Below are 26,960 nucleotides of genomic sequence, written 5' to 3' on the forward strand. Positions count from 1 at the left end.
GCCCTTGCGGCTCCGCCCCCGGGCCCCCGCATGCGGCGGAGCCGCAAGGGCCCCGCCCACCCACCGGCCGGGCTATGCCGTGTGGTAGGCGTCGATGATGGTCTGGGTCGTGGCGTTGCCGTTGCCGTCCTCGACCGTCGCGCGGAACGACACGCTGCCGCCCGCGGCCGGGTTGGTGACCTCGACGGCGCCGCCGTCGACCGGCGCGTCCTCCCACGTCTCGCCGCCGTCGTACGACACCTCGACGGCGACGGTCGGGGCGTCGGCGTACTCCGAGGCCTGCACGGTGACCGGCACGCTCACGGTCTCGCCGGCCGGGCTGGTGCTGTCGAGCGCCAGCTCGGGGGCGTACCGCACCGCGGCCGCCGGCAGGACGGCGGTCTCGCCCTCCGCCGGGGCGGCGGAGGTGAAGGTGTACGAGGCGGTGACCTGGGTGGTCACGTTCGCCGCCATGCCCTCGCGGCCGACGGTGGTGACCAGCTCGTAGGTCGCCTCGTCCGCCGGGACCTCGAACTCCACCCAGTCGATGACGTCCTCGGCCGTGGCGAACTCCTCGCCGTCGCGGTAGAGCGTCGTGGACGCGGTGGACATGTCGTAGAGGCTGTCGCCGCCGTGCCCGGCGCCGTCCGCGAAGGGGGAGATCCAGCCGTAGATGGTGTTGCCCTCGCGGAACAGCGCGCCGTCCTGCTCGCTGACCTGCGGGCCGAAGACGCCGACGTTGTACGTCTCCCGGTACCGCTTGCCCGGCTCGTACGCCGTGAGGTCGCCGAAGTAGTACGCCTCGTCGCCGGCGTCGGGCCCGGACTGGAAGAAGTCCAAGGCCCACTCGGTGGAGGCGGCCTCGACGAACACCTGGTCGGTGCGCGGCACGGGCTCGTAGGTGGCGCTGGCCATGCCGCTCAGGCCGTCCCACACCATGAGGGCGCCCTCCCGGTCCTCCAGCGAGGCGCCGAGGCCGGTGGTGACGCGCGCGAGCTGCGAGCGCTTCACGTTCTTGGTCAGGCCGGTGTAGAAGGCGCCCTCGTTGAGGTCGGCCGCATGGTACTCGCGGTTGGTGCCCTCCTGCTGCCAGGCGGCGCTCACCGAGGAGTTCGTCGTCCAGCCCTCGCGCACGCCGCCGATCTGGGCGGTGTGCATGCCCTCGGGCAGCACGCCGGCGAAGAAGGCGATGCCGTACCCGGTCTCCTCCGTGTAGGTGTCGAAGGACAGGTTCAGGTCGGCCACGGCGTCAACGCCGGCCACGGTGACGTCGATCGGCGCGGCGTCGCGGGCGTCGACGGTGACGGTGGTGTCCTCGGTGAGTGACAGGTCCGGATGCACCAGCCAGTCGATGCCGAGGGTCTCCTCGCCGTCCGCCGAGGTGGTGAAGAAGCTGGCGTCCAGCACGTACTCGCCGGCCGGGAGGCGGGTGGTGCCCCCCGGGCCCAGGTCGTGGAGCTCGAAGGTCTCCACGTTGAACGCCGTGGCGTACCACTCGTCGTCCGTCGGGGCGTCGCCGTCGCGGTCGATGCCCTCGACGGTCAGGTCGTAGCTCTCGACCTCCCGCTCGACGGCGCCGACGGTTCGGACGGTCTGGCCGCCCTCGGCGCCGGTGGCGGTGATGGCCAGGGAGAAGGAGCCGTCGCTGCTCGGCACGGTGGTGTCGGCGGTGACGTCGACGGTGGCGGTGCCGCCGGCCGGGACGGTGACCTGGTCCGCGCCGAGGGTGAACGTTCCTTCGGGGGCCGGGTTGCCCTGCGGGTTGGTGGCGGTGGCGGCCAGGTCGAGGGTGACGTCGGTCTCGCCGAGGTTGCGGTAGGTCAGCTCGCGGGTGACGGGCTCGTCGTCGCCGTGCGGCCATTCGGCGAGGCCGAAGTTCAGCGAGGTGGGCTCGGCGATGACGGTCTGGTCCAGGGCGGCGGGCACGTCGATGCGGCCGGTGCCCTGCTGGTGCGCGGTCAGCTCCTCGTTCGGCTGCGTGGAGCCGGTCAGCGCGCCCTTGATCTCCTCGCCGCCCCACTCCGGGTGGGCCTGGGCGAGGATCGCGGCGGCGCCGGCCGTGTGCGGCGTGGCCATGGAGGTGCCGGAGATCGCGACGTAGCCCTCGGCGACGGGGGCGCCCTCCTCGGCGATGATGCTGCCGGGCGAGGCCGCGGCGCCGATGTCGACGCCGGGGGCCGTGACGTCCGGCTTCACCGCGCCGTCGCCCAGGCGCGGGCCGACGGAGGAGAAGTCGGCGATCTGGTCCTGCTTGTCGACCGCGCCCACGGTGAGGGCGGCGTCGGCGGAGCCGGGGGACCCGATGGTGCCCGGGGCGGGGCCGTCGTTCCCGGCCGCGACGACGAAGAGGGAGTCGGTCTCGGCGGAGAGGGTGTTGATGGCCTCCTCCAGCGGGTCGATCTCCGTGGTGTCGTAGTCGCCGAGGCTCATGTTGATGACGTCGGCGCCCTGCTCGACGGCCCACTCCATGCCGGCCAGGACCCAGGAGGTCTCGCCGTAGCCGTCGTTCCCGAGGACCTTGGCGTTGATCAGGTCCGCGCCGGGGGCGACGCCGGTGTAGTCGCCGCCGGAGTGGGCGCCGGTGCCGGCGGCGATGGAGGCGACGTGGGTGCCGTGGCCGTACCGGTCGCCGGTGCCGGGAGCGGTGGTGAAGTTCTGCTCGGCCACGACCTTGCCGGAGACGTTCTCGTGGTCGGGTGTGATGCCGGTGTCGACGATGGCGATGGTGGTGCCGGTGCCGTCGAACCCGGCGTCCCAGGCCTGCGGGGCGCCGATCTGCGGCACGGAGTCGGCGAGCGTCGCCTGGACGACGGCGTCCAGCGTGATGGTGGCGACGCCGGGCGCGGCGGCCGTCCTGCCCCTCCGAGGCTGGGTGAACGCCTCCCAGGTGGCGGCGGCGTCATCGGCGGCGACGGTCAGCGCCTCGCCGTTGATCGACGAGAACGCGCCGGTGACCTCGGGCGCGGCGTTCTCGGCGCCCTCGTCCGCGAACAGCCCGGCGCGGGTGTCGGCCGCGTCGGCCTCCTCGTCGTAGGTGACGATGACGGGCACGCCGTTGGCGGCGTCGTACTGCTCGCGGCTGAGCTCGGTGACGTCGAACAGGCGGCGGTCGACGGTGCCGTCCGCGATGAGCTGCTGGGCGTCGCGCGGGACGACGTAGGTGGCGCCCTCGCTCTCCAGCACCTGGACCGGTATGCGCTCCCGTCCTGAGGCGCGTATGAGCCCGGTGACCTCGCCCTGGCCGTCGAGGACGACCTTGTCGCCGGTGATGAGCGTGACCTGGCGTGCGCCCGCGCCCGCCTCGCGGGCGGCGTCGGCGCCGGGCTGGGTCTCCTGGGCGACGGTGGGCGCGGTGGCGGCCGCCGTCAGCGCGGCGGCCATGGCCACCGTGGTGGCGGCCATGGCCGTGCGCCGTGGATTCGGTTTTCTCCTCATGACGGTTAAGACCGCGCTTCGGCCGGGTTACGTGGCACGCGACAGGTGAAGAATCCGTGCAGCTTTGTGAGCCGCACACGCCCCTTGCCCCTTGCCCACTCACCCCGCCCCCAGGTGGGGCGCCGTTCAGCGCGGGTTCAGGTGCGCGCTGCGAGGATGGTGAGCATGCGCGTGCTGGTCGTCGAAGACGAGAAGCCGCTGGCCGCCGGGCTCCGCGAGGGTCTGGAGGCCGAGGGCTTCGCCGTGGACGTGGCCCATGACGGAGTCGACGGCCTGTGGATGGCGCGGGAGTACGCCTACGACGCGATCGTGCTGGACATCATGCTGCCCGGCCTGAACGGCTACAAGGTGTGCGCCGCCCTGCGCGAGGAGGGCATCTGGACGCCGGTCCTGATCCTCACCGCCAAGGAGGGCGAGTGGGACGAGGCCGAGGGCCTGGACGTCGGCGCGGACGACTACGTGACCAAGCCCTTCTCCTCTGTCGTGCTGATGGCGCGGCTGCGCGCGCTGCTGCGCCGGGGCGCCCAGCGGCGGCCGGCGGTGCTGCGGGCCGGACCGCTGCGCCTGGACCCGGCGACGCGGCGCGTGTGGCGGGACGAGAGGGACGGAGAGGCGGAGATCGCGTGCACCGCCCGGGAGGTCGCGCTGCTGGAGTTCCTGCTGCGCCACGCCGGGGAGGTGGTCTCCAAGCGGGAGATTCTGGAGCACGTGTGGGACGCCGACTTCGAGGGTGACCCGAACATCATCGAGGTGTACGTGCGGCGGCTGCGCGCCAAGGTCGGCCGGGAGGCGATCGAGACCATCCGGGGGGCCGGATACCGGCTGGTGGCCGGCGATGGGTGACCGGCTCCCCTGGTTCCGCACCGTCCGGGTGCGTTCCACCGCCGTGACGGTCCTGGTGGTGGCGGTGGCGCTGATCGCAGGGGCGCTGGCGCTGGTGGCCGCGCTGCGGTCCTCGCTCACCGAGGAGGTGCGCGAGGACGCCGGGGAACGGGCCCAGCGCGTCGCGGCCCAGGTGGCGACGGAGGGCGTCGGCAGGCTGCCGGAGCTGCCCGTGGGCGTGCCCGACGAGGAGCTGGTGCAGATCCTGAACGCCCACGGCCGAGTGGTGGCCGCCAGCGACAACGCGGCGGGCCTGCCCGCCGTGGCCCACCTGGCCCCCGGCGAGTCCGAGCAACTCCCCTCGCCGCTGGAGGAGGACGACGACGAGTTCGTGGTCGTGGCCGCCGGCACACCCGACGGCCGCTACACGGTGCTCGCCGGCCACGCCCTGGTCGACGTGCTGGAGTCGACGCAGCTCGTCGTCAGGCTGCTGGCGTTCGGGCTGTCGGCGTTGCTGGTGCTGGTGGCCCTGGTGACGTGGAAGGGGGTGGGCCGGGCCCTGGCGCCGGTGGACGCCGTCCGCGCCGAGGTGGAGGAGATCTCCGCGGCCGAGCTGCACCGGCGGGTGCCCGAGCCGCCCGGCGGCGACGAGATCACGCGCCTGGCCGCCACGATGAACCGGATGCTGGGCCGGCTGGAGGCCGCCCAGCGCAGCCAGCGGCGTTTCATCTCCGACGCCTCGCACGAACTGCGCTCGCCCGTCGCGGCCATCCGCCAGCACGCCGAGGTCGCGCTCGCCCACCCCGAGCGGACGACGCCGGCCGAGCTGGCCGGCACGGTGCTGGCCGAGGACGTGCGGATGCAGCACCTGGTGGCGGACCTGCTGTTGCTGGCCAGGGCGGACGAGCGGACGCTGCGGCTGCGGCGCCGCCCGGTCGACCTGGACGACCTGGTGCTGGCGGAGGCCCGTCGCCTCCGCACCACCACCGGCCTGCGGATCGACACCGCCGCCGTCTCCGCCGGGCGGGTGGACGGCGACGAGGCCGGGCTCCAGCGGCTCCTGCGCAACCTGTGCGACAACGCCGCGCGCCACGCCCGCTCCCGCGTCGCGCTGACGCTGGTGGAGCGGGGGAGCGAGGTGCTGCTGCGGATCGACGACGACGGGCCGGGCATTCCGGAGGGCGAACGCGAGCGGGTGCTGGAGCGTTTCGTGCGCCTGGACGACGCGCGGGCGCGGGACCACGGCGGCAGCGGCCTGGGCCTGGCCATCGTCGCCGAGCTGGTCGCGGCTCACGGCGGCGCCCTGACGATCACCGACAGCCCGGGGCTGGGAGGAGCCCGGGTCGAGGTCACCCTGCCCCGGGGCGCCGACGGCTGAGGTTCGGTGAGACGCGTTCGGTGTGACGTTCAGCGTGGGTTCAGGGGGTGCGCGCCAGCATGGGAGGCGAGGAGGAAGGGAGCACCCATCATGAACCGCAGAAGCAAGTGGATCGTCGGCGCGGCGGCCGTGGCCGCCCTCGCGGGCGGTGGCGGCGGCATAGCCATGGCCGGGGCCTCGGGCGACGACGACGAGCCGCCCATCACGGGCACGGAGTTGGAACGCGCCAGCGAGGCCGCGCTCGACTTCACCGGCGAGGGCAAGGTCACCGACACGGAGGCCGGCGACGAGGACGCCTCCTACGAGGTCGAGGTCACGCTCGACGACGGCAAGCAGACCGATGTCCACCTCGACGAGGACTTCCACGTCCTGAACGCCGAGACGGACATCGGCGAGGACGACGAGGGCCCGGAGGAGGACGAGTAGCCGGCGCTTTCCCACCGACCCCGGCCCCTGGATGTGGGCGGCCGGGGTCCGGGGGCTCAAGCCCCCGGCACGCAACGCGCGCCTCAGGCGAACGCCGCCATCGCGGCGTAGGCGAGGGCCGCCAGGCCCGCCGTCGCGGGCAGCGTGAGCAGCCAGCCGAGGAGGACGGTGCGCGCCACCCCCCACCGCACCGTGGTGAAGCGGCGCGTCGCCCCCACGCCCATGATCGACCCGCCCAGCACGTGCGTCGTGGAGACGGGCGCGTTCGCGAGGTACGTCGCGGCGTACAGCACGCCCGCCGAGGCCGACTCGGCGGCGAATCCGCGCGGCGGGTCGAGCGCGATGACGCGACGGCCGAGGGTCCGCATGACGCGCCAGCCGCCGGCGTAGGTGCCGAGCGCCAGCGCCGCCGCGCAGGCGACCCGCACCCACACCGGGACGTCCGTGCCCTCCGCCTCCACGTCGGCGACGATCAACGCCATCACCACCACGCCCATCGTCTTCTGCGCGTCCTGCAGCCCGTGGCCGAGCGCCATGCCCGCCGTCGAGACGGTCTGGGCGATGCGGAAGCCGTGCTGCGCGCTGCGCGGGCTGGCGTTCCGGAAGAGCCACAGGATCGCCAGCATCGCGGCGTAGCCGAGGGCGAGGCCGGCGAGGGGGGCGACGGCCATCGGGATGACGATCTTGGTGAGCACGCCGTCCCAGTGGACGGTGGCGGCCGCGGCGAGGGCGGCGCCCAGCAGCCCGCCGAGGAGGGCGTGGGTGGAGGACGAGGGCAGGCTGGTGCGCCAGACCAGCAGGTTCCAGGCGACCGCGCCCAGCAGCGCGGCGAAGAGGAGGAGCATGCCGTGCTCGCCGGGGCCGTCGGGGACGACGATCAGGTCCTCGGTGACGGTGTCGGCCACGCTCGTGCCGAGGAAGGCGCCGGCGAGATTCATGAACGCCGCCAGGGCCAGCGCCACGCGCGGGGTGAGCGCGCGGGTGGAGACGGAGGTGCTGATCGCGCCCGCGGAGTCGTGGAAGCCGTTGGTGGAGGTGAAGAAGAGCGCGGTGGCGATGACGATGGTGAGGGCGAGCGTGTCCACTGTGGCGGATGGCCTCAGGATTCCTTGACCACGATGGACTCGACGGTGTTGGCGACGTGCTCGAACGCGTCGGCCGCCTCCTCCAGCACGTCCACGACCTGCTTGAGCTTCATGACCTCCAGCGTGGGATAGGTGCCGTTGAAGAGGTGGGCGAGGAGGCGGCGGTGGATCTGGTCGGCCTGGTTCTCCAGGCGGTTGACCTCGATCCAGTACTCGGTGAGGTGCCGCATGGTCCGCAGGTGCGGCATGGCCTCCGCCGTCAGCTCGGCCGCCCGGCCCAGGACCTCGATCTGCTCGGCCACGCCCTTGGGCAGCTCGTCGATCTCGTAGAGGACGACGAGGTCGACGGCCTCCTCCATGAAGTCCATGACGTCGTCGAGGCGGGAGGCGAGGCGGTAGATGTCCTCGCGGTCGAAGGGGGTGACGAAGGAGGAGTTGAGCTGGTGGAATATGGCGTGGGTGGCGTCGTCCCCGGCGTGTTCGGCGGCGCGCATGCGGTCGGCGATCTCGACGCGCGTAGCGGGGTCGGCGGCGAGGAGCTCCATGAGAAGCTTCGAGCCGGTGAGGAGATTGTCGGCGGCGGCTGCGAAGAGGTCGAAGAAGCTTGTCTCCTGGGGCGTCAGGCGGAAGCGCACTGGAGTTCCTCTGGCGTTCATCAGCGGGTATCACCGCTGATGCTAAGGGCAGAATCCAGCCACTGCTAACCCTTCCGGGTGCACCTCCAGATCACGATTCGGGAGGTCACGACGTGGATGGCCGGTCAGCGATGCCGGTCAGCGATGCCGGTCGGGAGGGCCGGTGGCCGGTCGGTGGCCAGGTCGGGGTCCGGTCAGCGGTTTCCGTTGTAGGGGCCGTAGGGCCCGTCGCTGCTGCTCCACCCGCCACGGCCACGGCCGCCGCCTCCGGTGACCGCGCGGACGGCGGGGCGCACGTCCACCAGGTAGACGATGGTGGCGATCGCACCGATCAGCTTCAGGATCAGCATGCCGGGCACGAACAGGTGCACGGCGACCGTCACACCCAGGATGACCAGCCAGAACGGCTTGGTCTGTTTGTCCGCGGCGCGGAAGGCGTCCTCCCGCTGGAGCGCGGCGTGCACCAGCGCGAACACCGCGAGAATCAGCAGCCCGATGAAGATGAGCCACACGAGTGTGAAGAAGTCGTCCAACAACATGCTCTGTACCGCCCTATCCGAAGCTGACCGTCCCCATCCACGCTACCGGGGCCCTGCCCAAGCGCGTACCCCTTAGAGGAGACCCCCACCCACCCGCCCCGGGCACGCCCCGGGGCGGGAGGCGGGGTGGGGGGGACGGCTCACACGTCGGCTCACGCGTCCTTGGCGTCCGGCTTCGGCGCGGGCTTCCTGCGCGCCGTGGTCTTGCGGGCCCGGGGCGCGGCCTTCGCCTTCGGCTCGGGCTCCGCCTTGTCCTCCACCTCGGGCTCAGCGACGGGCTCAGTGACGGGCTCGGTGACCGGAACGTCCTCGCGCTCCACCGTCACCCGGGTCTCGGTCGCGGCCTCGGTCCCGCCCTCGCCGAGGCGGGTCTCGACGACGGTCTTGCCGCGCTGGGCCAGCTCGTCGTAGGTCTCGCGCGCCTTCACGGCGTACTCCAGCGCGACGCCGACGGACTGGAGCGCCAGGGTCTGCGCCTGCTCGCGCAGCTTGGGCAGCCGCTCGGGCGCCTCGGTCCGCAGCCGCTCGACGGTGGCGGGCAGCTCACGCAGCTTCTGAAGGGCCAGGTCGGCGGTGCCCGCGGCCACGTAGAGCGGGGTGGTGTTGGTCAGGTTCTTGCGCAGTTCGTCGGTGATGGTCATGGCGGTCCCTCCCGTTTACGCCGGTGTTTCGGTCTCTGCCTCTGCCGGCTTCTCTGTGGTGGCGGCCGTCTCGGCCGCGTTCTCGGCGCGGAAGGAGCGGTAGATCTCCAGCAGCGCCCGCTTCTGCGACTCCGTGAGCGCGGGGTCGGCCAGCACCGCCTCCCGCACCCCCCGCACGCCGCCGCCGCCGTCGCCGTCCGCGTCGGCCGCGCGCTCGTCCAGGATCCCCGCCTGCACGTACAGGGTCTCGGCGGAGATCCGCAGGCCCTTGGCGATCTGCTGGAGGATCTCGGCGCTCGGCTTGCGCAGCCCGCGCTCGATCTGGCTGAGGTACGGATTCGACACCCCGGCGGCCTCCGCGAGCTGCCGCAGCGACAGCTGCGCCTGGCGGCGCTGCTCCCGCAGGAACTCGCCGAGGTTGCCGACACCGAGTGAAGCCATGGCCCCAGCGTGCCGCGCCGTGCTAACTATTGCAAGCGAGCGCTTGCGGAAGTGATGCAGGGCACAGGGTGCGGCGGTGTCTTCTCTCAGGCTTCGAGCCAGGCGGTGGTCGCGCCGCGGCCGGCGCCCCGTGCCCGCGTGCTGCCGGCCACCTCGAATCCGAGCGCGCGCAGGTGCTCCTCGGCGGTGAGGTCGGTGCCGCCGTCGGCCTGGTAGTGGCTGACCAGCAGCCGGCCACCCGGCTCCACCAGCCGCTCCAGCGCGTGGCGGACCAGATCCGCGCGGCGCCGCCGCGGCACGATCTCCAGGAGCACGTGCACGAACGTGAAGCGGCGCCCGTCGGCGGGCCGGTAGTCGATGGCGTTGCCCACCTCGATGCGGTCGGCCCAGTGCGGCAGCCGGTGCCGGGCGAGCTCGACCAGGCGCGGCGCGAGGTCCACTCCGTAGGGCTCGATCGCCAGGCCCCGCTCGGCGGCCCACTCCCGGACCGACTCCATGAGCAGACCGTTGGCGCACCCCACGTCCAGGAACGTGCCGGCGCGGTGCACGCCATCCATGATCATCCCGCGGCGCTCCCGCCAGCGCGCGGCGTCCCCGCCGAACCCGGATCCGGCCTGCGGCGTGGTGCCCCGCAGGTACGCCGGCTCCAGCAGTCGCACGTTGTCCGCGTAGTAGTCCGCGTCGGACTGGGCGTGGAAGGAACGCGCGGCATCCCGCACCACCGCGGCGCTCCCCGCGTCCAGCCGGTCCCTGACGTCCTCCACGTCCGCGATCACCGCATCGACCGTCGCGTGCGGACGGCTGCCGGCGTAGCGGTCGCCGTCCAGCCAGGCGTACACGTGGTCGCCGTCCGCGGCGAACGGGTGCACCCGCTGGAGACGGAACCCCAGCGATTCCAGCGGGATCCGCAGGCAGGAATCCAGCAGGTAGTGCTCGCCCGGCCGGACCTCTCCGCTGGGCAGCCGCGGTCCGGGCAGAACCATGCAGCGCCCGTCCGGCAGGAACGGCACGAAGGTGAGCCGGCGCACCGTCGACGGGTCCGGGTCACCCTCGATCAGTCGATAGGACACGGGGACAAGGATGCCCGACGCCGCGCTTCGGCCGAGCCGGCGGCGGATGCGCCGGAGGCAAAAGGCCGTCAGGAAGGCGCTGGCCGCGAGGCGGAGCGCCGTTTCCCTTCAGGAGCTTGCCCCCGTACGCCGCGTGCGCGGCGGCCAGGGCCGGCCCGGCCTCGTGCGGACGCACCAGGCCGAAGTGCGTGCGGGCGGACGACGCCCTCCGGGGGTGCCGGGCGGGAGCGTGGAGGGCGCGCGCCGAGCGCGTTTCCCGCATGTTCCGCATCTTCCGCATGGTGTCTGGAGTGATCTGCTCATGGCGAACTTTCTTTACCGCGTCGGGCGATGGAGCTTCCGGAGGCGCCGCCTCGTGGCCGTGCTGTGGCTGGTGGCGCTGCTGCTCGCCGGCGTCGGCGCCGCGATGGCGCCCGCCGCCGAGGAGGAGGACCTGGCCATGCCGGGGACGGAGTCCCAGGAGGCGTTCGACCTGCTGGATGAGCGCTTCCCCGGCGGCAACGCGGAGGGCGCCGACGCCCGCCTGGTCTTCCAGGCCCCGGACGGGCAGCGGATCACGGCGCCCGAGCACCGGGCGGCCGTGACCGGCGCCTTGGACGGCCTCGCCGGGGACCAGGTCCAGGACGTCGCCGACCCGTACGGCGGGGCCGGCGACGGCGCCGCCGCCGTCAGCGAGGACGGCACCATCGCGTACGCGACCGTCACCTACACCGTCGACGCCATCGACCTGACCGACGCGACGACCACGGCCCTTGAGAACGCCGCCGACCAGGCCCGCGACGCCGGCCTGACGGTGGAGATCGGCGGCGAGGCGCTCCAGCCGGATCCGTCGATCGGCGGCATCACCGAGATCATCGGCCTGGCGGTGGCGGCGGTGGTGCTCGTCATCACCTTCGGCTCGCTGGTGGCGGCGGGCCTGCCGCTGCTGTCGGCGATCGTCGGCGTCGCGATCAGCCTCTGCCTGATCACCATCGGCGCCAGCCCGCTGGGCCTGACGGACACCGTCTCGCTGCTGGCGATGATGCTGGGCCTGGCCGTCGGCATCGACTACGCCCTGTTCATCGCGACTCGGTACCGCGCCGAGCGCGCCGAGGGCCGGGAGCCGGAGGACGCCGCCGGCCGGGCGGCCGGCACGGCCGGGACCGCCGTCGTCTTCGCCGGGCTGACCGTGATCGTCGCGCTGGCGGGGCTGTCGGTCGTCGGCGTTCCCGAGCTGACCAGGATGGGGCTGGCCTCGGCGGGCACCGTGGCGCTGGCTGTGTGCGTGGCGCTGACGATCGTGCCCGCGCTGTGTGGGTTCCTCGGCCGCCGCATGCTGCCCCGCGCCGCCCGCAAGCCCAGGGCCGGGGCCGGGGCCGTGGCCACGACCGGGGCCGTGGCCGGGAGGAGGACCAGGACCGGCCTCGGCGTCCGCTGGGCGCACTTCGTGCTGCGCCGCCCGCTGCCCGTGCTGGTGCTCGGCGTCGTGGGCCTCGGCGTGCTGGCCGCGCCCGCGCTGAGCATGGAACTCGGCCTGCCGGGCGACGAGTCCGAGTCGAAGAACACCACGCAGCGCCGCGCCTACGACCTGCTGTCCGACGGCTTCGGCCCCGGCTTCAACGGGCCGCTGACCGTCGTCGTGGACGCCCAGGGCGCCGAGGCTGCGCCGCAGGACCTCGTCGGCCGGGTGGCCGAGACCGTCGCGGGCATCGAGGGCGTGGTCACGGTCAGCGACCCGGCGTTCAACGAGGCCGGGAACACGGCCGTCCTCACCGCCGTGCCGTCGACCGGGCCGAACACCGGCGAGACCGGCGACCTCGTCCACACCCTCCGCGACGAGGTCTCCGGCGTGGCGGCCGAGACCGGCGGCGACGTGTTCGTCACCGGCCGCACCGCCATGGACATCGACATCTCCCAGGGCATGTCCGACGCCCTCATCCCCTACCTGGTGGTCGTCGTCGGTCTCGCCGTGCTCCTGCTGATGGTGGTCTTCCGCTCGATCCTGGTCCCAGTCAAGGCCGCGCTCGGCTTCCTGCTGTCGGTGTGCGCCGCCCTCGGCGTCATCGTCGCGGTCTTCCAGTGGGGCTGGGCGGCGGAGGTCTTCGGCGTCGAGCAGACCGCGCCGATCATGGCGCTGATGCCGATCCTCATGATCGGGCTGGTCTTCGGCCTCGCCATGGACTACGAGGTCTTCCTGGTGAGCCGGGTGCGCGAGGCCCACGCCCACGGCGAGACGCCGGCGGAGGCACTCGTCAGCGGCTTCCGCCACAGCGGGCGCTGTGGTGGCCGCGGCGGCGCTCATCATGATCAGCGTCTTCGCCGGTTTCATCGGGGTCGAGTTCGCCATCATCAAGACGATGGGCCTCGGCCTGGCCGCCGCCGTGGCGTTCGACGCCTTCGTGGTCCGGATGGCGATCGGGCCCGCGGTGCTCGCCCTGCTCGACCGCCGCGCGTGGTGGCTGCCGCGTAGCCTCGATCGCATGCTGCCGAACGTGGACGTCGAGGGCGAGGCGCTCGCCGGCCCGCCCCCACCCCCGCCCTCCGTGCCCGTGCCGCCGCCGGGCCAGCCGCCGTCCCTCGGCCTGCCGGAGCCCCTGCCCCTGCGCGGCCGTGGCGGGAGCGGAAGCTGACGGCCATGCCGACCTCGCCAGGCATTCGAGGCGAACGCCCCGGACCGCGTCCCGGACCGCGCCCCGCGCCGCGGCCGGGGCGCGCCCGGTGGCGGGAGACGGTGACCCTCACGGCCGGGCTGCTGGTGTACATGTACGGCACGACGATCCGGCCCGAGAGCCAGAACCAACCACCGTCGCTCGCCGCGTACGTGCTCGCCGCCGTGTCCCTCGTGGCGCTGCTGGTACGGCACCGCGCCCCGCGCACCGGCGTCGCCGTGACCGTGGCCTGCGGCGTGCTCGGACCGCCGCTCGGCCTGTTCCTCTCCCCGCTGCTGCTGGCCCCCGTCATGATCGCTGCCTACACGATCGGGACGCGCCCCGAGCGACGCCAGACCAACGTGATCATGGCGGTGTCCTCGGTCCTGCTCGCCGCCTCCAGCCTGCTGCTTGAGGAGGGGAACTGGAGCGAGGGTGGCGAGTCCGGGTCGGTGGCGTTCCCGCTGCTGGCCTGCGCGCTGGCCCGTTCGCTGACCGACCGGCGGGCCTACCTGGCGGCCGTGGAGGAGCGCGCGCAGCGGGCCGAGGAGAGCCGGGAGAGCGAGGCGCGTCGCCGCGTCGCGGAGGAGCGGCTGCGCATCGCCCGCGATCTGCACGACATCGTCGCCCACCACATCACCCTGGCCAACGCGCAGGCGCAGGTCGCCGTCCACCTGTTCGACTCCCAGCCCGAGCGGGCGCGCGAGTCGCTGGGCAAGCTGTCGGAGACCACCAGCGACGCGCTCGACGAACTGCGTGCCACGGTCGGGGTGTTGCGCCGTACCGGGGACGGGGAGTCGTCGACGCCGATGGTGCCCGCTCCCGGGCTGGCGGAGCTCCCGGAGCTGGTGGCGTCGTTCGAACGCGCGGGACTGAGCGTCGCGGTCCACCAGGAGGGAACGCCGCGCCCGCTGTCGCCGGGCGCCGACCTCACGGCGTACCGCGTCATCCAGGAGGCGCTGACGAACGTCACCAAGCACGCCGCGACGGGCGCCGCCCGGGTGGGCCTGGCGTACGACCGCGACCGGCTGACGATCACCGTCGCCGACGACGGGCGGCCCGCGGACGCGGAGTCCGTGCCCGACCACCCCCACGGCGGCGGGTACGGCCTGATCGGCATGCGGGAGCGGGTGGCGGCGGCCAGCGGCCAGATGACCGCGGGGCGGCGGCCGGGCGGCGGCTTCCTCGTGACCTCGGAGCTGCCGCTGCCGCCGCGCCGCGTCAGGAGCGTGGATCGGGGGAGCGCGCCGTGACCGACAGCACCATCTCCGTCCTCCTCGCCGACGACCAGGCCCTGCTGCGCGAGGCGTTCGCCGCGCTCCTGGACGCCGCCGACGACATCACGGTGGTCGGCGAGGCCACCAACGGCCGCCAGGCGGTCGAGCTCACCCGCGAGCTGCGCCCCAGCGTGGTGATCATGGACATCCGCATGCCGGAGCTGGACGGCATCGCCGCCACGGCCCAGATCTGCGCGGACCAGGAGCTGAACGCCACCCGCATCCTGATCCTGACGACGTTCGAGATCGACGAGTACGTGGCGGGGGCGCTGCGCGCCGGCGCCAGCGGCTTCGTCGGCAAGGGCATCGCCGCGGGCGACCTGCTGGCCGCGGTGCGCACGGTGGCGAGCGGCGAGACGCTGCTGTCCCCGGCCGCGACCCGCGCCCTGGTCGCCCGCTTCCTGGCGACGCCCGACCACAGCGACGACACCCTCACCTCGCCGCCGCAGCGGCTGGCGTCCCTCACCGCCCGCGAACGCGAAATGGTCGCCCTGGCTGCGACCGGCCTGTCCAACCAGGACATCGCCGAGCGGATGTTCCTCAGCCCCTTCACGGTCCGCTCCCACGTCCACCGCGCCATGACCAAGCTGGGCGCCCGCGACCGGGCCCAGCTGGTCGTCATCGCCTACCAGACCGGCCTGGTGCGGGCGGACCCGCCCGGCGCCCCCCGGGACTGACAGGGTTCAGAACGTTCAGAACGCGCCGGTCTTCAGGACGGTCGTGTCGAGCGTCAGATCCACCGGCGCCGGAAGCCGCACGTCTTCGCCGAAGGCCGCCGTGTGCGTGTCGCGGTAGCGCCCCGCCGCGCGATCTCGGTGTTCCGATCGCCGCACGGTGCGGTCCGCTGCTCTGTCATAGCCGTGATGGTGCCCCTCCTTCCGGGCCGGAAGCAGCATTGCCGAGCGGTGGGTGGTGGCGTTGCCACTCCGCCCACCGTCATCCGAATGGGTGACGCCCGGTCTTCGTCCCCGGTGCCGCCTAAGGCAACGCCCTCCGCAGGAAGTCGAGCTGGTGGTGGAGGACGTTCGCCGCCACGCGCTCGTCGGTGGGGAGGTGGGTGGTGCGGGGCAGCGGCAGCACCTCGTGGGGGCGGCCGGCGGCCAGGAGGGCGGCGGAGAGGCGGAGGGAGTGGGCGGCGAGGACGTTGTCGTCGGCCAGGCCGTGGATGAGGAGGAGCGGGCGCCGGAGCGCGGCGGCGTCGCCGGTCAGGGAGCAGCGGTCGTAGGCCTCCGGGTGCTCGTCGGGGTGGCCCAGGTGGCGTTCGCGCCAGTGCGTGTCGTACAGCCGGTGGTCGGTGACGGGCGCGCCCGCGATGCCGGCGTGGAAGACGTCCGGGCGGCGCAGCACGGCGAGCGCGGCAAGGTAGCCGCCGAAGGACCAGCCGCGTATGGCGACCCGGTCCAGGTCGAGCAGCCCGGGGAAGCGGGCGGCGGCCTCGGCCAGGCCGGTCACCTGGTCCTCCAGCACCGGGCCAGCGACGTCGAGGTGGATGGCCCGCTCCCAGGCGGGTCCCCGGCCCGGCGTGCCGCGGCCGTCCACGGCCAGGACGGCGAAGCCCTGCTCGGCGAACCACTGCGAGACGTACGCCCACCAGGCCCGCGCGGCGGTCACCTTGCGCAGGGCGGGGCCGCCGTAGGGGTCCATCAGCACGGGCAGGGGGCGGGTGGGGTCGTGCGAGGTGGGCAGGAAGAGGGCGGCGCGCAGGGCGCGCGGGCCGAGGCGGAGGAGCTCCATGCGCGGGGTGAGGACCGGCGTTTCGGCGTGGGAGGCGATCTCGCCGCTCTCTGTATCGCCGGTCTCGCCGCCGCCCAGGACGGTGGTGCGCGTGCCGTCGCGGTGCGGGCTGCGCGAGGCGACGACGGTGATGCCGGCGCGGCGGGTGCCGTGGTGCACGCCCGGCTCGCTGGTCAGCCGCCGTAGCCCGGCGGCCGGGTCGTACGCCCACAGGTGGGTCTCGGTGGGCTCGTCCGAGGCGGCGAGCAGGACCGTGTCGCCGTCCACGGCCACGACCGCCTCGAGCTGGAGGCCGGGCGGGGTGACGGGATGGCCGTCGGCGAGGAGGCGGCAGGTGTCCTCGGCGTCGTCGTCGGCGCTGGTGAGGAGCGTGCCGGAGGCGGTGCGCGCGGGCAGGCCCGGGACGAGCCGCACCCAGGCGTCGTCCCGCTGATCGGCGAGCGGCGAGGTGGCGCCGGTCGCCGGGTCGATCGCGAGGACGCGCAGGTGGCGCTGGTCGCGGCTCTGCACGGCGGCGTACGGGCCGCTGGCATCCCACTCCGCGCGCGTCAGGTACTCGAACGCCGCCGCGTCCCAGTCCACGGGCGTCAGGCTCCCCGCGGGGTCGGCGAGATCCGCGATCCACAGGCTGACGGCGGCGTTGGCGGTCCCGGCGGCCGGGTAGCGGACGGCCGTCGGCGGGCGGGAGGGGTCGGCCGGGTCGGCGATGTACCAGCGCTGCACGGGCGTGTTGTCGACGCGGGCGACGAGGAGGCGCCGCCCGTCCGGCGCCCACCAGTAGCCGCGGTGCCGGTCCATGGACTCGGCGGCGACGTGCTCGGCCGCGCCGAAGGTGACCTCGGGCCCGTCGGGCACCGCAACGGCCCGGTCACCGGTGCCGTCGGCGGCGATGACGCGCAGGGCGCCCCCGCTGAGGTACGCCACGTGCCCCCCGGTCGGCGACGGCCGCGGATCGGCCACCGGCCCGGCGGCCCCGGCCAGGCGCCGCACGGCCCCGTCGCCGGCCCCGTCGCCGGGCCGGACCGTCCACAGCCCGCCCGAGAGCGCGAACGCCACCAGCGCACACTCCCGGTCGGCGGCGTACGCCACGACCCCGGACGAGACCTCGCGGGCGCGCTCGCGCCGGACCCGCTCCTCCGGCGGCAGCTGCTCGTCCACGCCGCCCAGCAGCGGCAGCGGGTCCACCAGCAGCAGCTCCTCGCCGCTGGCGCGGTCGTACGCCCACAGGCAGGAGACGGGGTCGTCCCCGGCGCGGCTGCGCAGGAAGTAGAGGGTGGCGCCGTCCGGCGAGACGGTGACGGTGGAGGGCTCGCCGAGCGCGAAACGCCGGGTGCGGGCGAACTGCCGGGGGAGGTCGGTCGGCACAGGGGTCCCTTTCGATGCGGCTTGCGGGCATGAGAAAGACCCTCAACCCGGTGGGGTTGAGGGTCCGTGTAATCCGCGCGAAGCGGAGAGAAGAAGAGAAGAGGTGTGAGGAGAGTCTAGCCGGACGGCGGTGCCCTAGAGCGCCAGGGGTTCGCCGGTCTCCAGGAGGGACTTGAGGCTGGCGAGGATGGCGGGCCAGCCGCCGCTGATGCCCTCCAGGACGACGCTGCCGGGCTCGAAGCCGTCGTGGACGACGGTGAGTTTGACCATCCCCTCGCCCACCGGCTCGATCTCGAAGGTCACCTTCGAGCGGGGCTCGGCGCTCGCCCTGGCGAGGATCTCCTCGCCCAGCTTGAACGCCTCGACGAACTCGCGGGTGAAGGTGTGCCAGGTGTAGGACAGCCTGCGGCCGGGCTCGGCCTCCAGCACGACCTGCTCGGGGTCGGCGATCCTCACGCCCTCCTGCTCCCAGACCATGGGGGATCCCGGCCGCCAGTCGGACTCGAGGGTGACCCCCCAGTAGCGGCGGGTGAAGGCGGGATCGGTCAACGCCTGCCAGAGGCGTTCCGGCGAGGTCCTGATGTAGGTGGTGTAGACGAACGCGGTCGCGTTGCTGGCGGTGTGGGCGGTGTCGGTGGTGCTCATGGGCAGTTGCTCCAATGCCGTCTTCAGGTCGGCGAGTGCGCGGGCCCGCTCGCGGTCGTACTGCTTGATCCAGCGCTCGGCGATGGCGTTGATCGGGGCGGCGTTGAGGTAGTGCAGCTTCTCGCGGCCGCGTCGCACCGTGGTGATCAGGCCGGCCGCCTCCAGCACGGCCAGGTGCTTGCTGACGGACTGCCGGGCCATGTCGAGCCCCGCGCACAGCTCGCGCAGGCTCTGCCCGTTGCGGGCGTTCAGCCCGTCCAGCAGCCGCCGCCGACTGGGGTCGGCGAGCGCCTTGAACACCTCGTCCATGCCTCGCCCATGCCTCGGCCAATGTGCGCAGACGTGCAGCCGTTTGGCTGCCTGTCTCTGCGATCGAGAATAGGCAGCCAAACGGCTGCACGTCAATCGCGAGGGCAGGGCGAGGCAGGGCACGGCACCCGGGCTACGGCACGGCGCCCGGCTACGGCACCGTGACGATGATCTTGCCCGCCGTGTGGCCGCCGGCGATCAGCGCGTGCGCCTCCGCCGTCCGCTCCAGCGGGAACGTCGCCGCGACCTCCACGCGCAGCGCGCCCGCCTCCGCCAGACGGCCCAGCTCGCGCAGGTCCGCCGCGTCCGGCCGCACCCACATCCACCGGCCGCCCAGCTCGTTCGCCGCCGGGTCCACGATCGACACGAAACGCCCGCTCTCCTCGTCCGCCATCACCCGCGGCGTCAGCCGCAGCGCCTCCCCGCCGACCAGGTCGAGCACCATGTCCACCCCGCCCGGCGCCACCTCCCGCACCCGCTCCACCAGCCCCTCCCCGTACTCCACCGGCTCGGCCCCCAGCGAACGCAGCAGCTCGTGATTCCGCAGGCTCGCCGTCCCGATGACGCGGGCGCCCAGGTTGTGCGCGATCTGCACCGCCATCGTGCCGACGCCCCCCGCCGCCGCGTGGATCAGCACGGTCTCGCCCCGCGCCACCCGCAACGCCTTGACCAGCGCCTGGTACGCCGTCAGCCCGGCCAGTGGCAGCCCCGCCGCCTCCTCCGGGCCGAGCGCGGCCGGCCGCAGCGCCAGCGTCCGCACCGGCGCCGCGATGAACTCCGCGCAGCTCCCGCCGCCGAGCACGTCCTTGCGCACGTAGCCCATGACCTCGTCGCCGAGGCGGAATTCGGGCGTGTCCGCGCCGAGCCGCACCACCGTCCCGGCCACGTCCCAGCCGGGCACCACCGGGAAGACCGCGTCCAGCATCCCGTCGAGCAGCCCGGACCGCGCCTTGAAGTCCACCGGATTGACGCCCGCCGCCGCGACCCGCACCAGCACCGAGTCCGGGCCCACGCGGGGCTCGGGCAGCTCGCCGTACTCCAGCACCTCGGGGCCGCCGTAGCGGTGGTACATGACGCCGCGCATACGCCCATCCTGCCCCGCCGACACCAAAAACGCTTGTCGCACGCGGCCGGTGGGCGGCAGGCTCGGCGCATGTCTCCCGGCTCTCCTGGCTCCCCCGGCCATCCTGGCCTCGCCGAACTTCACCTCCACCTCTACGGCTGCATCCGCCCCCCGGCCCTGCTCGACCACCTCGCGCGGCGCGGCCCCGGGCGCGTGCGCTGGGAGTGGTACGAGGCCGAGGCGGCCGCCGCGTACGGCGCCGTGCCGCCGACCCGGGGGATCGTCGAGCGCTACCGCGAAGGGCACGACGTCGCCGGGGAGTTCGAGCGGCTGTTCCTCTTCACCGACGCCGACGCCGGGAACTTCGACCGCTTCCAGGCGAAGATGAACCTGCTGGGCGCGGGCTCCGCCCTCGACGACGACACGCCCTCCCTCGCCGAGATCGAGGCCGAGGTGACGGGCTTCGCCGCCGGGATACGCGCCGACCACCTGCGGCAGGGCATCACCCACGCCGAGATCCGCGTCATGCTCGGCCCCGACCCCGCCGCCCCCGCCGACCGGCACGCGCTCGACACGGTGCTCGCGGCGTTCCACCACGGCGACGAACGCCTCGCCGAGCGCCTGGCCGTCTCCCTCCCGCGCGCCGACCCGTGGCCCTGGTGGGAGCGGGTGCGGGAGCTCGCCCTCGGGCCGCACGGCGCGGCGCTCGTCGGCGTCGACTTCTGCTTCTTCGAGGAGGGCTTCCCTCCCAAGGACAAGGCCGATCTGTTCGCCGCCGTGAGGGACTTCAACGCCGCCCACCCCGAGCATGCGCTGGCCATCCTCTACCACGTCGGGGAGAGCTTCCGCGACAAGAGCCTGGAGAGCGCGGTGAGGTGGGTGCAGGAGGCGGCCGAGCTGGGCGCCGACCGGCTGGGGCACGCGATCGCGCTGGGCGTCGATCCCGCGGTCTTCGGCGTTCACCAGCGCGAAGAGCCGGCGGCGGAGCGCCGGGACCAGATCGCGTACGACCTGGCGCACGCGGCCGGGCTGCGGGCGGCGGGCGTCCTCGTCGACGAGGCGGCGCTGCGGGCGGAGCTGGCGCGACTGGAGGAGGGGCCGGATGAGGGGCTGGTCGTGGTCCACGACTACGACGAGGCACGCCTTGAGGAGGTACGCCGCCGCCAGCGGTACGCCATGGCCCGGGTGCGCGCCACGGGCGCGGTCGTGGAGGTGTGCCCGACCTCCAACCGCCGCATCGGCGGCATCGAGGACCCGGCGCACCACCCCGTGCACCGCTTCCTGGAGGCCGGTCTGCCGGTGGTGGTGTCCTGCGACGACCCGGGGGTCTTCGGCACGACGCTGCGCGAGGAGCTGGACTGGGTCTGCCACCACACGGGCGGCGGCGCGGAGCTCCGCCACGACCTGATCACGACGGCCTGGCGCAGCCGCGCCGAGATCCTGACGGGCCGCACGGGGGCGTAGGTCAGCCGCCGTACGGCGGCATGCCGCCATACGGCGCGGGCGCCGGCGGCACGCCCTGCGGCCCCTGGTCGTACTTGACGAGCTGCCGCTGCGTCAGCCTGCGCACCACCAGCAGCGCGAGAATCGCCGCCGCGATCCCCACCAGATCGCTGAGCGTGGTCATGCTGACCTGCCGCTGCGCCTCGTCCAGCTCCTCCTGCGTGTCCAGGACCTCGTCGCCCGTGTTGAACGCCCCGGCCAGCACGCTGGTCGCCATGCTGGCGATCCACAGCACCCACCAGGCGTTGAGCAGCCCCCGCCCGGGGTTCGCGCCCCACGGCGTGCTGGAGCGCCAGATGTCGTTGGCGATCATCTTCGGGAACCACAGGCTGACGATGGGCGTGAACCACGCGCCGATCGACCAGCCGCGCTTCATGCGCTGCCCGGCCGGGTCGAAGACCTCGGCGTTCACCCGGGTCCGGTGGAACCAGATGATGAAGACGACCCCGGTGGCGATCAGGCCGAGAAGCTGGAGCACGCCGACGCCGGAGTAGAAGTCGTTGGCGTCGTCGTAGTCCTCGATGGCGCTGAAGTCGCCGTCCTCGACGCCGTTGAGGACGTTCATCATGCGCGAGTCGGCGATCACGCCGAGGGCCCACAGGCCGATGCACACGCCCAGCAGCGCCGTTACCGCGGTCGCGAGCCCGCGCGGGCTGCTGAACTGCGCGGGCAGCATGGCGTTCGACCCGCCGCCCGGCCCCTGCGGGTACTGCGGGTAGTGCGGGTAGTGAGGATGCTGGGGAGGCTGGGGAGGCTGCGGATACGGCGACGGCCCCTGGGGATACGCCGGGTACGCGCCCGGCTGCCCCGGCTGCCCCGCCTGCGGAGGCCCGGCCGGCGGAACGGGCGCGGTCTGGGTCGGCATCGCATCCGGCCGTGGTGCGTTGCCACACGTCTCGCAGCGCCCGTCCGGCAAGACCGCTGGCCGCTGTCGGCAGCTCCAGCACGGGTCGCTCATCGGACGGCCCTCCTCATCCCTCAGCTGATCCCACTCATCCGACCATGCGTCGGGCCGCGAACTTACCAGCGGCGAATGGGAGGCTTCGTCACCGCACTGTCACAGTTCCGCGTCCGCGTGGGCCGCCGTGACCAGCTCGATCGCGACCGTGAGAGCCGCCTCGCGCTTCTCCTCCACGCCGCCCGGCAGCTGGACCAAGGCGAACGCCCGCGTGTTGAGCGTGAACAGCGCGCTCAGGCAGCGCACCTGGTCGGTGACCGTGGCGCTCTTGGGCGCGAGCAGGTTGACCAGCGCCAGGGACCGCTCCTTGATGTTGACGGTGACGCGCAGCTCGCGCACGGCCGCCTGGTTCTCGTGCAGGAAGCGGAAGAGCGGGGCCGCGTCGTCCAGCGCATCGCTGTAGCGGCGCAGGATCTCCGTCGCGGTCTCCGGCCCCGGGGGCTGCTGCTCGGCCCACTCGATCAGCTCGTCCAGGGCGCGGGTGCGGTCCCGGGCGAGGCTGATGAGGATGTCCTCCTTGGTCTTGAAGTGGTAGTAGAGCGCGGCCTTGGTGACCTCCAGCCGCTCGGCGATCTCGCGCAGCGAGGTCTTCTCGTATCCCTGCTCGGCGAACAGCTCCAGGGCGATGTCCTGGATGCGCTGCCGGGTGTCGGACCGACGCGTGTCCGACCGGCGCTTCTGCTGGCGCGTGCTGTTCATCTGGCTCCCCGAGGTTCCGCTGGCGGTCCCTTGAATTCTGACCTACCCACCGTTGACCAACTACTTACTTGACGACCGGCTAGTGAGCACCTACGGTCTCCAGGGTACTCACTAGCCGGTCGGCAAGTAAGTCTCGGGTCGTAGGTCTCCGGAGAGAAGGCGTGTCCGTGTCCGTGTCCGATGCTGAGCCCCAGCCTCAGCCCCGCGAACCGCAGCAACCGCAGCAACCGCAACCGCAACCGCAAACACAGCAACCGCAGGCGCCGGAGGAGGACCAGCCGCGCAGCGTGCGCCTGGTCCTGAGCGCGCTGCTGATCGCGATCATGCTCGCGATGCTCGACAACATGATCATCGGCACCGCGATGCCCACCATCGTCGGCGAGCTCGGCGGCGTCGAGCACCTCTCCTGGGTCGTCACCGCCTACACCCTCGCCACCGCCGCCTCCACCCCCATCTGGGGCAAGGTCGGCGACCTCTACGGCCGCAAGGGCGCGTTCCTCACCTCGATAGTGATCTTCCTGCTCGGCTCCGCGCTCTCCGGCGTCGCCCAGGACATGGGCCAGCTCATCGGCTTCCGCGCGTTGCAGGGCCTGGGCGCGGGCGGCCTGATGGTCGGCGTGATGGCGATCATCGGCGACCTGATCCCGCCCCGGGAACGCGGCCGCTACCAGGGCATGATCGCCGCCACCATGGCGATCGCGATGATCGGCGGCCCTTCGGTGGGCGGCTTCATCACCGACCACTGGGGCTGGCGCTGGACCTTCTACATCAACATCCCGCTCGGCGGGATCGCCCTCGCCATGGTCACCGCCGTGCTGCACCTGCCGAAGCGTGAGCGGCGCACCTCCGGCATCGACTACCTCGGCGCCGGCCTGCTCACCGTCGGCATCACCGCGATCGTGCTGCTCACCACCTGGGGCGGCACGGAGTACGACTGGGGCTCGGCCATGATCATCGGCCTCGGCGCGGTCGGCGTCGCGGCACTCGTGGCGTTCCTCTACGCCGAGTGGCGGGCGGAGCGCGACGGCACCGTCGAGCCGGTGGTGCCGCTGCACATCTTCCGCAACCGCAACTTCTCCCTCATGTCGCTGATCGGCTTCGTCCTCGGCTTCGTGATGTTCGGCGCCATGCTCTACCTGCCGCTCTTCCAGCAGGCGGTGCAGGGTGCCTCGGCCACCAACTCCGGCGTGCTGCTGTTGCCGATGCTGCTGGCGTTCATGGGCATCTCGCTCGTCGCCGGCCGGTACACCACGCGCACCGGCCGCTACAGGGCGTTCCCCATCGTCGGCGGCGCGCTGATGGTGGTCGGCATGGTCCTGCTGGCGCAGATGGACACCGGGACCTCCCGCCTGACCTCCGGCATCTACATGGCGCTGTTCGGCGCGGGCATGGGCTTCCTGATGCAGATCACGATGCTGGTCGCGCAGAACAGCGTGGAGATGAAGGACATGGGCGTGGCCTCCTCCACGACCACGCTCTTCCGCACCATGGGGTCGTCCTTCGGTGTGGCCGTGATGGGCGCGCTCTTCACCAGCCGGGTGCAGGACGAGATGGCGGCGCGGGGCGCCGGGGCGGGCTCCGGGTCGGTGCAGGACTCGGCGCAGCTCACGGCCGACGCGATGGCGGCGCTGCCGGCGCCGGCGCGGGAGGCGTACCAGTACGCCGTGTCGTCCGGCACGCAGGCGGCGTTTCTGCTCGGCGCGGTGGTCGCGGTGGCGGCGTTCGTGGCGGCGCTCTTCGTGCGCGAGGTGCCGCTGCGCGGGTCCGCGCCGAAGCCGGACGCAGGGGCGCCGACCGGGGCGGCCGAGGCGGCCGGGAAGCGCCCAACCGCTCCCGTCGCCTCGTGACGTCGCCTCCTGACGTCGCCTCCCGGTCCCTTCCCGTGGCAGAGTCTGTGGTGTGACTGGGGAAACGCCCGCAACGTCGGAGTCGGTCCGGGTGGACGTCTGGATCTGGTCGGTCCGCCTGACCAAGACGCGCTCGCTGGCCGCGACCGCCTGCCGGGGCGGCCACGTCCGCGTCAACGGTGACCGCGTCAAGCCCGCGCACCTCGTGAAGCCCGACGACGAGGTCCGGCTGCGCCACGCCGGGCGCGAGCGCATCGTGATCGTCAAGCGGATCGTGCGCAAGCGCGTGGGCGCCCCGGTCGCCGCCGAGTGCTACGTCGACAACAGCCCGCCGCCCCCGCCCCGCGAGGCCGTGGCCCCGGCCGGCATCCGCGACCGGGGCGCGGGCCGCCCCACGAAGCGCGACCGCCGCGAGATGGAACGCCTGCGGGGGCAGCGTTAGAACGATCCGGCGTTGAGGGCTACCGCTCCCAGCCGAACAGCCCGTCCCACGCGTGTTCGGCCCGGGACCCCTCCCCGTCCCCGCGGCAGGCTCACGTCACCCGCGTAACGGGCACCGCCGCCTTCAGGTCGCCCAGAACCCAGGGTGGACGGCTATGCCATGCGTGGGCATGCCTTGGTGGTCATTGGCCTAGTCCATAGATACAAGCCGAGGATGGATGCCCATCGCCCGGTATGGCGTATGCTGGAGTGGTCTTTTGGCATACATCAGGGAGGTTGCCGTGACTGCCACCCAGGTCGATCTGGATGATGAGCTGCTCGCCCAGGCGGCGGACATACTGGGCACGACCACCAAAAGAGCCACGGTCAACGAGGCACTGCGGCGGGTTGTCGCGTTGGAGACGCAGCTGCGCCACCTCGACGAGCTCGCATCGGGTGCGCTTCCCGACCTGCGGGACCCAGACGTGATGGCGGGGGCATGGCAGTAGCGCAATACCTCGTTGACAAGAGCGCATGGGCGCGCGCGGACAAGCCAGCCGTGCGCGACGCACTGCAGAACATGCTGGTTCGTGGTCTGGTGGGCACCACCGGAATCATCGACCTGCAGATGCTGTACAGCGTTCGGAGTGGCGACGAGCATGATCTCGTACAACAACGGAGGCGGGCCTTCGAGTGGTTTCCCACCACGGACGAGGTCGTGAGTCGTGCCATCGAGGTTCAGAATCTCCTGGCGCACAAGGGGCGGCACCGAGCGCTGTCCATCCCCGATTTGCTCATAGCCGCCACTGCGGAGCGGCACGGGCTCACCGTCGTGCACTACGACGGTGACTTCGATCTGATCGCCGAAGTGACCGACCAGCCGACGCGGTGGGTGGTACCGGCTGGAACAGCCGACTAGCTGATGCCGGAGTTGGCCACCATGACCGCCTCGGCCGTGGCGCGCAGGCGCGGCAGGTACGCCGCCACCTCGCGGGCGCGCTCGGCGAGCGCTTCCGGCGTGCCGATGCCCAGCTCGTCCGTCAGCTCCGCGAACGCCGGCATGTGCCGGGCCGCCACCTCCGGCGGCGCGTCGCGGTCGAGGATGGCGAGGCAGCGGGTGAAGGTCGCGGCGATCCAGAAGACCGCCTCCCGGTGCAGGCCCCGTTCGATCAACGCCAGGCTCCCGTCGATCGCGATGGGCCGCGCCTCCGGCGAGATGTCGGAGGCGAAGAAGAAGGGTGAGGGCACGCGCAGCACCCGGGCCGTCTGGTCGAACGCGCGCGTGAGCGCGGCCAGATGCCCCTCGACGCGGGCCCGGCTCATCCCGGCGCAGCCCAGCAGCCCGAGCAGCTCCTCGTACGCCGGGTCCAGCGCGATCCCGCGCTCGGCGAGCAGCTCGCGGGCGGCCGGGAAGCGCAGCCGGATGGTGGGGTTGCGCAGACCGGCGGAGAGCAGCACGTGCGTGGTGACCGTGCCGGGGAAGAGCCAGCACATCACCTGCGCGTGAAACGCCATCCCCGCGGCGGCGTTCTCCGGCACGGCGGCCATGCCGTCCGCCACCCGCCGCTCGGCGTGCGCGACGCGGGCACGCACCCACTCCGGGCGGGCGAAGCGCGGCGCGACGGCCTCGCGCAACGCCGTCAGCCCGCCGCTGGGGTCCGCGACGGGCGCCGGCGCCTCGGACCGGAAGCAGCCCGCGAGGTGGTAGTCGCCCAGCACGGCCTCGGGCGAGGGCAGCCGCTGCCAGCTCTGGTACGTGGCCTCGACCAGCACGCCGTCCCACCGGAACTTCCCCGGCTTGAGCGGCGCTTCGTCGCGCGTGGTCATCACCACGACATCGACGTCGGAGGAGGCCGCCAGCTCGGCGTCCTCCTCCCGCCAGATCGTCGACCCGGAGAAGTACGCCCCGGCGAAGTCCGGCGCGAGCGCGGCCCGTTCACGCACCCACCGCGCGGCGGCGGCCCTAGCGTCCCGGACGGCCAGAGCGCTGGCGTCAGGAATCGCGTCCATCGTCGTACTCTCTCAGGCATTCGTGGACAAGGGCGAGGGATTCGCCCCCGAT

23 protein-coding genes and 2 pseudogenes are annotated in these 26,960 nt (G+C 73.1%); 11 read left to right on the plus strand and 14 right to left on the minus strand.

The window, feature by feature from the left end; genetic code table 11:
* Nucleotides 1–72: 72 nt before the first annotated feature.
* Nucleotides 73–3,381, minus strand: coding sequence for a S8 family serine peptidase (locus tag ACTWQH_RS28715; protein WP_443289700.1), 3,309 nt, complete (start codon nt 3,379–3,381; stop codon nt 73–75).
* A 198-nt stretch (nt 3,382–3,579) separates the two neighbouring features.
* On the opposite strand from ACTWQH_RS28715, the gene ACTWQH_RS28720 reads away from it, so the two are divergent.
* The 3 genes from ACTWQH_RS28720 (at nt 3,580) to ACTWQH_RS28730 (ending at nt 6,040) form a co-directional block, all read left to right on the plus strand.
* On the plus strand, nt 3,580–4,257 hold the full coding sequence (locus ACTWQH_RS28720) for a response regulator transcription factor (protein WP_443289701.1): 678 nt from the start codon (nt 3,580–3,582) through the stop codon (nt 4,255–4,257).
* Nucleotides 4,250–5,614, plus strand: a complete 1,365-nt coding sequence (locus tag ACTWQH_RS28725) for a sensor histidine kinase (protein ID WP_443289702.1) — start codon at nt 4,250–4,252, stop codon at nt 5,612–5,614. The genes ACTWQH_RS28720 and ACTWQH_RS28725 overlap by 8 nt, the downstream gene beginning before the upstream one ends.
* A 90-nt stretch (nt 5,615–5,704) precedes the next feature.
* A complete protein-coding gene (locus ACTWQH_RS28730) occupies nt 5,705–6,040 on the plus strand; it encodes a PepSY domain-containing protein (RefSeq protein WP_443289703.1) in 336 nt (111 codons plus the stop codon).
* 83 nt (nt 6,041–6,123) lie between these two features.
* Here ACTWQH_RS28730 and ACTWQH_RS28735 read toward each other — a convergent pair whose 3' ends face one another.
* The 6 genes from ACTWQH_RS28735 to ACTWQH_RS28760 all read right to left on the minus strand — a co-directional run bounded on the left by ACTWQH_RS28735 (nt 6,124) and on the right by ACTWQH_RS28760 (nt 10,451).
* Nucleotides 6,124–7,125 (minus strand): inorganic phosphate transporter, encoded by a 1,002-nt coding sequence (locus tag ACTWQH_RS28735; protein ID WP_443289704.1) that lies wholly within the window; start codon nt 7,123–7,125, stop codon nt 6,124–6,126.
* 14 nt (nt 7,126–7,139) lie between these two features.
* Nucleotides 7,140–7,760, minus strand: coding sequence for a DUF47 domain-containing protein (locus ACTWQH_RS28740; RefSeq protein WP_443289705.1), 621 nt, complete (start codon nt 7,758–7,760; stop codon nt 7,140–7,142).
* Nucleotides 7,761–7,954: 194 nt separating this feature from the next.
* Complete coding sequence (locus ACTWQH_RS28745; protein ID WP_443289706.1) at nt 7,955–8,299, minus strand: DUF2516 family protein; 345 nt, start codon at nt 8,297–8,299, stop codon at nt 7,955–7,957.
* 152 nt (nt 8,300–8,451) lie between these two features.
* Complete coding sequence (locus ACTWQH_RS28750) at nt 8,452–8,940, minus strand: hypothetical protein (RefSeq protein ID WP_443289707.1); 489 nt, start codon at nt 8,938–8,940, stop codon at nt 8,452–8,454.
* 15 nt (nt 8,941–8,955) lie between these two features.
* Nucleotides 8,956–9,381, minus strand: coding sequence for a helix-turn-helix domain-containing protein (locus tag ACTWQH_RS28755; RefSeq protein WP_443289708.1), 426 nt, complete (start codon nt 9,379–9,381; stop codon nt 8,956–8,958).
* An 86-nt stretch (nt 9,382–9,467) separates the two neighbouring features.
* The gene (locus ACTWQH_RS28760) at nt 9,468–10,451 is read right to left on the minus strand and encodes a class I SAM-dependent methyltransferase (protein WP_443289709.1); all 984 of its coding nucleotides are present in this window, start codon (nt 10,449–10,451) and stop codon (nt 9,468–9,470) included.
* A gap of 301 nt (nt 10,452–10,752) precedes the next feature.
* Between ACTWQH_RS28760 and ACTWQH_RS28765 the strand changes: the two are divergent.
* The 3 genes and pseudogenes from ACTWQH_RS28765 (at nt 10,753) to ACTWQH_RS28775 (ending at nt 15,032) form a co-directional block, all read left to right on the plus strand.
* Nucleotides 10,753–13,060 (plus strand): annotated as a pseudogene (locus ACTWQH_RS28765) (MMPL family transporter).
* Between the two features lie 101 nt (nt 13,061–13,161).
* A complete protein-coding gene (locus ACTWQH_RS28770) occupies nt 13,162–14,331 on the plus strand; it encodes a sensor histidine kinase (RefSeq protein WP_443289710.1) in 1,170 nt (389 codons plus the stop codon).
* Entirely contained in the window at nt 14,328–15,032 is a 705-nt protein-coding gene (locus ACTWQH_RS28775; protein WP_443289711.1) for a response regulator, read from the plus strand. Before ACTWQH_RS28770 ends, ACTWQH_RS28775 begins: the two co-directional genes overlap by 4 nt.
* Nucleotides 15,033–15,047: 15 nt before the next feature.
* On the opposite strand, the gene ACTWQH_RS28780 is transcribed toward ACTWQH_RS28775, so the two are convergent.
* The 4 genes from ACTWQH_RS28780 to ACTWQH_RS28795 all read right to left on the minus strand — a co-directional run bounded on the left by ACTWQH_RS28780 (nt 15,048) and on the right by ACTWQH_RS28795 (nt 19,492).
* Nucleotides 15,048–15,251 (minus strand): hypothetical protein, encoded by a 204-nt coding sequence (locus ACTWQH_RS28780; protein WP_443289712.1) that lies wholly within the window; start codon nt 15,249–15,251, stop codon nt 15,048–15,050.
* 82 nt (nt 15,252–15,333) lie between these two features.
* Complete coding sequence (locus ACTWQH_RS28785) at nt 15,334–17,454, minus strand: prolyl oligopeptidase family serine peptidase (RefSeq protein ID WP_443289713.1); 2,121 nt, start codon at nt 17,452–17,454, stop codon at nt 15,334–15,336.
* A gap of 135 nt (nt 17,455–17,589) precedes the next feature.
* Nucleotides 17,590–18,408, minus strand: a complete 819-nt coding sequence (locus ACTWQH_RS28790; RefSeq protein ID WP_443289714.1) for an ArsR/SmtB family transcription factor — start codon at nt 18,406–18,408, stop codon at nt 17,590–17,592.
* A gap of 151 nt (nt 18,409–18,559) precedes the next feature.
* On the minus strand, nt 18,560–19,492 hold the full coding sequence (locus ACTWQH_RS28795; RefSeq protein ID WP_443289715.1) for an NADP-dependent oxidoreductase: 933 nt from the start codon (nt 19,490–19,492) through the stop codon (nt 18,560–18,562).
* Nucleotides 19,493–19,561: 69 nt separating this feature from the next.
* On the opposite strand from ACTWQH_RS28795, the gene ACTWQH_RS28800 reads away from it, so the two are divergent.
* Nucleotides 19,562–20,935 (plus strand): hypothetical protein, encoded by a 1,374-nt coding sequence (locus ACTWQH_RS28800; RefSeq protein ID WP_443289716.1) that lies wholly within the window; start codon nt 19,562–19,564, stop codon nt 20,933–20,935.
* A gap of 1 nt (nt 20,936) precedes the next feature.
* Here ACTWQH_RS28800 and ACTWQH_RS28805 read toward each other — a convergent pair whose 3' ends face one another.
* Complete coding sequence (locus ACTWQH_RS28805; RefSeq protein WP_443289717.1) at nt 20,937–21,839, minus strand: DUF4328 domain-containing protein; 903 nt, start codon at nt 21,837–21,839, stop codon at nt 20,937–20,939.
* Nucleotides 21,840–22,031: 192 nt separating this feature from the next.
* Complete coding sequence (locus ACTWQH_RS28810; RefSeq protein WP_443289718.1) at nt 22,032–22,631, minus strand: TetR/AcrR family transcriptional regulator; 600 nt, start codon at nt 22,629–22,631, stop codon at nt 22,032–22,034.
* A gap of 287 nt (nt 22,632–22,918) precedes the next feature.
* Between ACTWQH_RS28810 and ACTWQH_RS28815 the strand changes: the two genes are divergently transcribed.
* The 4 genes and pseudogenes from ACTWQH_RS28815 to ACTWQH_RS28830 all read left to right on the plus strand — a co-directional run bounded on the left by ACTWQH_RS28815 (nt 22,919) and on the right by ACTWQH_RS28830 (nt 25,817).
* Nucleotides 22,919–24,478 (plus strand): MDR family MFS transporter, encoded by a 1,560-nt coding sequence (locus ACTWQH_RS28815; RefSeq protein ID WP_443289719.1) that lies wholly within the window; start codon nt 22,919–22,921, stop codon nt 24,476–24,478.
* Nucleotides 24,479–24,551: 73 nt separating this feature from the next.
* Nucleotides 24,552–24,920 (plus strand): annotated as a pseudogene (locus ACTWQH_RS28820) (RNA-binding S4 domain-containing protein); the annotation flags it as partial.
* Nucleotides 24,921–25,200: 280 nt separating this feature from the next.
* A complete protein-coding gene (locus ACTWQH_RS28825; RefSeq protein WP_443289720.1) occupies nt 25,201–25,407 on the plus strand; it encodes a type II toxin-antitoxin system VapB family antitoxin in 207 nt (68 codons plus the stop codon).
* Nucleotides 25,398–25,817, plus strand: coding sequence for a PIN domain nuclease (locus tag ACTWQH_RS28830; protein ID WP_443289721.1), 420 nt, complete (start codon nt 25,398–25,400; stop codon nt 25,815–25,817). Before ACTWQH_RS28825 ends, ACTWQH_RS28830 begins: the two co-directional genes overlap by 10 nt.
* On the opposite strand, the gene ACTWQH_RS28835 is transcribed toward ACTWQH_RS28830, so the two are convergent.
* Complete coding sequence (locus ACTWQH_RS28835) at nt 25,814–26,908, minus strand: hypothetical protein (RefSeq protein ID WP_443289722.1); 1,095 nt, start codon at nt 26,906–26,908, stop codon at nt 25,814–25,816. The genes ACTWQH_RS28830 and ACTWQH_RS28835 overlap by 4 nt on opposite strands.
* Nucleotides 26,909–26,960: the final 52 nt, after the last annotated feature.

The organism is Streptomyces sp. 6N223, assembly GCF_052246635.1.
In the GTDB taxonomy this organism is placed as follows: domain Bacteria; phylum Actinomycetota; class Actinomycetes; order Streptomycetales; family Streptomycetaceae; genus Streptomyces.

Coding starts and splice junctions, on each gene's coding strand:
- ACTWQH_RS28715 (WP_443289700.1), bottom strand. CDS start 3,381: ATGGCCGCCACCACGGTGGCCATGGCCGCCGCGCTGACGGCGGCCGCC.
- ACTWQH_RS28720 (WP_443289701.1), top strand. CDS start 3,580: ATGCGCGTGCTGGTCGTCGAAGACGAGAAGCCGCTGGCCGCCGGGCTC.
- ACTWQH_RS28725 (WP_443289702.1), top strand. CDS start 4,250: ATGGGTGACCGGCTCCCCTGGTTCCGCACCGTCCGGGTGCGTTCCACC.
- ACTWQH_RS28730 (WP_443289703.1), top strand. CDS start 5,705: ATGAACCGCAGAAGCAAGTGGATCGTCGGCGCGGCGGCCGTGGCCGCC.
- ACTWQH_RS28745 (WP_443289706.1), bottom strand. CDS start 8,299: ATGTTGTTGGACGACTTCTTCACACTCGTGTGGCTCATCTTCATCGGG.
- ACTWQH_RS28750 (WP_443289707.1), bottom strand. CDS start 8,940: ATGACCATCACCGACGAACTGCGCAAGAACCTGACCAACACCACCCCG.
- ACTWQH_RS28755 (WP_443289708.1), bottom strand. CDS start 9,381: ATGGCTTCACTCGGTGTCGGCAACCTCGGCGAGTTCCTGCGGGAGCAG.
- ACTWQH_RS28780 (WP_443289712.1), bottom strand. CDS start 15,251: ATGCTGCTTCCGGCCCGGAAGGAGGGGCACCATCACGGCTATGACAGA.
- ACTWQH_RS28790 (WP_443289714.1), bottom strand. CDS start 18,408: ATGGACGAGGTGTTCAAGGCGCTCGCCGACCCCAGTCGGCGGCGGCTG.
- ACTWQH_RS28795 (WP_443289715.1), bottom strand. CDS start 19,492: ATGCGCGGCGTCATGTACCACCGCTACGGCGGCCCCGAGGTGCTGGAG.
- ACTWQH_RS28800 (WP_443289716.1), top strand. CDS start 19,562: ATGTCTCCCGGCTCTCCTGGCTCCCCCGGCCATCCTGGCCTCGCCGAA.
- ACTWQH_RS28805 (WP_443289717.1), bottom strand. CDS start 21,839: ATGCCGACCCAGACCGCGCCCGTTCCGCCGGCCGGGCCTCCGCAGGCG.
- ACTWQH_RS28810 (WP_443289718.1), bottom strand. CDS start 22,631: ATGAACAGCACGCGCCAGCAGAAGCGCCGGTCGGACACGCGTCGGTCC.
- ACTWQH_RS28830 (WP_443289721.1), top strand. CDS start 25,398: ATGGCAGTAGCGCAATACCTCGTTGACAAGAGCGCATGGGCGCGCGCG.
- ACTWQH_RS28835 (WP_443289722.1), bottom strand. CDS start 26,908: ATGGACGCGATTCCTGACGCCAGCGCTCTGGCCGTCCGGGACGCTAGG.